4 protein-coding genes are annotated in these 3,661 nt (G+C 67.8%); all 4 read left to right on the top strand.

Features of this window, described 5'->3' with window-relative positions:
- The first annotated feature begins 167 nt into the window (after positions 1-167).
- Positions 168-578, top strand: coding sequence for an FKBP-type peptidyl-prolyl cis-trans isomerase (locus tag PMI14_RS32765; protein WP_007862023.1), 411 nt, complete (start codon positions 168-170; stop codon positions 576-578).
- 45 nt (positions 579-623) lie between these two features.
- The gene (locus PMI14_RS32760; protein ID WP_007862022.1) at positions 624-1,664 is read left to right on the top strand and encodes a MerR family transcriptional regulator; all 1,041 of its coding nucleotides are present in this window, start codon (positions 624-626) and stop codon (positions 1,662-1,664) included.
- Positions 1,665-1,728: 64 nt separating this feature from the next.
- Positions 1,729-3,000, top strand: coding sequence for an acyltransferase family protein (locus tag PMI14_RS32755; RefSeq protein WP_007862021.1), 1,272 nt, complete (start codon positions 1,729-1,731; stop codon positions 2,998-3,000).
- Positions 2,990-3,661, top strand: a 672-nt coding sequence (locus PMI14_RS32750) for an MFS transporter (protein ID WP_007862019.1), incomplete at its 3' end; no start/stop codon positions are given. The genes PMI14_RS32755 and PMI14_RS32750, both read left to right, overlap by 11 nt.

Below are 3,661 nucleotides of genomic sequence, written 5' to 3'. Positions count from 1 at the left end.
CTACTTTCTTTTGGCGACGCAAAAGAAAGTAGGTGCGCCGCCGGGCGCACATCCCGGCCTCCGCCCTCGGAAAAGAAACAGCAGCAACCACCGACACAACAGAGAACGGACACCCACAAGAACACGACTAAGATCGCGCCTGTCTGAAATATTCGAAGGAGAACCCCTTGCGCCATACCCTGTGCCTGCTGCTCGCCAGCCTCGTGATCGCCCCCGCCGCCCTGGCCCAGCAAGCCGCCAAGCCCGTCACCACCGCCAGCGGCCTGGTGTATGAATCGCTCAAGGACGGCACTGGCGAATCGCCCAAGGCCACCGACACCGTCAAGGTGCACTACAAGGGCACCTTCCTCGATGGCAAGGAGTTCGACAGCTCCTACAAGCGCGGCGAACCCACCTCGTTCCCGCTGAACCGCGTGATCCCCTGCTGGACCGAAGGCGTGCAGCGCATGAAGCCCGGCGGCAAGGCCAAGCTGACCTGCCCACCCGCCATCGCCTACGGTGCCAACGGTGCCGGCGGCGTGATCCCGCCCAACGCCACGCTGAACTTCGAGATCGAACTGATTTCCGTCGGCAAGTAACAAGAACCCACCGGCGCGCGGGCCACTTTCATCCATTCTTTGCACATGCTGCTGAAAGTCGGGGAACTGGCCCGCCGCACCGGCCTCACGGTGCGCACCCTGCACCATTACGACGAGATCGGCCTGCTCGCGCCCTCCGGCCGCTCCGAGGCCGGCTACCGGCTGTACAGCCAGGCCGACGTGCAGCGCCTGCATGGCATCCAGACCATGCGCCAGATGGGCCTGGCGCTCAACGACATCGGCGAGCTGCTGGCTGGCGAGGGCATGGCCCCGGAGCGCATCATCGGCCAGCAGATCCGTGCGCTGGACCAGCAGATCACGCAGGCCACCGAGCTGCGCGCGCGCCTGACCATGCTGCGCGACGGCCTGATGGCCGGAGCCGAGCCCGACATGGGCAACTGGCTCGAAGCGCTGGCCTTGATGACGACCTACGGCAAGTACTTCAGCTCCGCCGAGCTCAAGCAGATCTTCACCAACTGGAGCCTGATCGAGGCCGATTGGCTGGTCGTCAAGGACCTGGTGCGCAATGCGATGGACCGCCAGCAGCCCCCTGACAGCCCCGAGGTCCAGGCCCTGGCCTACCGCTGGATGGCGCTGATGCTGCACTGGATGGGTGGCGACCTGGAGCTGCTGGACCGCTGGGGCCACATGTTCCGCACCGAGCCCAGCACCCAGGGACGCAACCACGCGCCGCCGGGCGACATGATCGAGTTCGTCGAAACCGCGATCAAGATGCGCATGGCCCTGCTCGAGAAGTACCTGACCCGCGAAGACCTGCGCCGGCTCGGGCATGTGCCGCACACGCAATGGGAACAACTGGAGCGGGACGTGCAGCGCTTGCTGGCCGACGGCGTGCCCGCCCACCAGCCCGAGGCGGTTGCGGCGGCCCTGCGCTGGGATGCCCTGTTCGGGCAGTTGACCAGCCACGACCCCGTGCTGCGCGAGAAACTGCTCACGGCATCGGCGCAGGAACCGCTGCTGCGCGCCGGCTCCCCGCTGAGCCAGGCGGTGCGCAACTACCTGCTGGAGGTGCTGGCGCAGGCGACCCCGGCAGAGCAGGCATCCGGCCGGCCCAAAAAGCGTTGAAAAATGCTTGACCCTCACGCAACGTGAGGGCCCACAGTCGGACCCCAGAGCTTCTGGACCGACCATGACACCCGCTGACGACAACGCCCCCACCGACCGCTCGCACGCCCTGGACAACCTGCGCGCCACCATGATGTGGCTGGGCATCGTCCTGCACGTCGCGGTGATCCACCTGGTCTCTCCATCGCCCCTGCCCTGGCACGACGACCGCTCCACCCCCGTGGCGGACCTGCTCATGGCGTTCATCCATGCGTTCCGCATGCCGGTGTTCTTCATCCTCGCGGGCTTCTTCGTGGCCTTGCTGGTGCAGCGCCGGGGAGCCCCCGGCATGCTGCGCCACCGCATGCGCCGGCTGGCGCTGCCCTTCGCCGTGTTCTGGCCGCTGCTGTACGCCGCCTGCGCGGTGCTGGCCCTGCTGTTCCTGCACCGCATGGCGCACGGAACCTGGGGGCTGGACAAGGGCCTGCTGCAGCCACGCCCCGGCGTGCCCCAGGGGCTTTCCACCATGCACCTGTGGTTCCTGTGGCTGCTGCTGTGGTTCTGCGTTCTCTCGGTGCCACTGCACTGGGCCCTGGTCCGGCTGCCGGACCGCGTCCACGCTGCCCTGGCGGCATGCGTCAGCCACCTGGGCGAATCGCCCTGGGGAGCCTTGGTACTGGCGCTGCCCCTGGCCTGGCTGGGCAGCCGCTACCCCAACGGAATCCTGACACCGAGTGGCGCCTTCCTGCCACCGCTGGCCGAATGGCTGCACAACGGCTTGTTCTTCGCGTTCGGCACCGGCGCGTACCTGCTGCGCGAACGCCTGTTCGCGCACTGGCAGAGGCACTGGCCGCTGTACGCAGCGGCAGGCGGCGTCTGCTTTCTGCTGACGGGCATCCTCATGGAAACGCTGGCGCACCCGGAGGCCTCGGCCTTCGCCCTGTTCCTGGCCACGGGCGTGCTGGCCGAGGTCGCCACGCAACCGGGCGCTGTCCCGCAAGCCCTGCTGTTTGCCATCGCACTGGTCTACAACACCGCATCCTGGCTGTGGAGCTTTGCGCTGATCGGCATCTTCCTGCGCCATGTGCGGGGCCGCCATGCGCGGCTGGCCTGGCTGGCCGACAGCTCCTACTGGGTGTACCTGGTGCACCTGCCCCTGACCATCGGCTTTGGCGCGCTGCTGTACGGCCTGCCCCTGCCCGCGCTGGCCAAGATGCTGATCAACATCAGCGCTACCACCGCCGTGTGCCTGGCGAGCTACCACTTTTTTGTCCGTTCCACGGCCGTCGGCGCGCTCCTCAATGGAAGCCGCCACCGCTCCCACCCTTCTTCCGGAGAACCCACCCATGCGCACTGAGACGAACCCGAACGCCGACCCGCGCGCCGCGCTGTGGCGCGACGCCAATTTCCGCTGGCTCACCAGCGGCTCGGCCCTGACCATGCTGGGTGACCAGTTCACCCTGATCGCACTGCCCTGGCTGGTGCTGCAGATGACCGGCGACACGCTGGTGCTGGGCACCGTGCTGGCACTCATGAGCGTGCCACGCGCGCTGTTCATCCTGATCGGCGGCGCGCTGGTGGACCGCTATTCCCCCAAGCAGGTGCTGATGCTGACCAAGTACATCAACCTGGTGCTGCTGGCGCTGCTCAGCGGCCTGGTGCTCACGGGCACGCTCACGCTGTGGATGGTGTATGTGCTGTCGCTGGCGATCGGCCTGTCCACGGCCTTCAGCATCCCTGCGGGCACGGCGATGATGCCCCACGTGGTGCCGCGCGCCCAGCTGCAGGCGGCCAACGGCATCAACCTGGGCCTGCGCCAGCTCACCATGTTCCTCGGCCCCCTGCTCGCGGGCCTGCTGATCGCGCTGTTCGGCGACGGCAACGCGGGCACCGGCGCGGACGCCCGGGCCAATGCGACGGGCATCGGCATGGCCTTCGCGCTCGATGCCCTGAGCTTCGGCATCTCGGCCTGGACCCTTGCCAAGGTGCGCACGCTGGCGGCAGCCGCGCCAGCTGCC

The sequence above is a fragment of the Acidovorax sp. CF316 genome (assembly GCF_000276605.1).
Taxonomy (GTDB): domain Bacteria; phylum Pseudomonadota; class Gammaproteobacteria; order Burkholderiales; family Burkholderiaceae_C; genus Acidovorax.
This window is presented reverse-complemented; position numbering and strand designations above follow the sequence as displayed.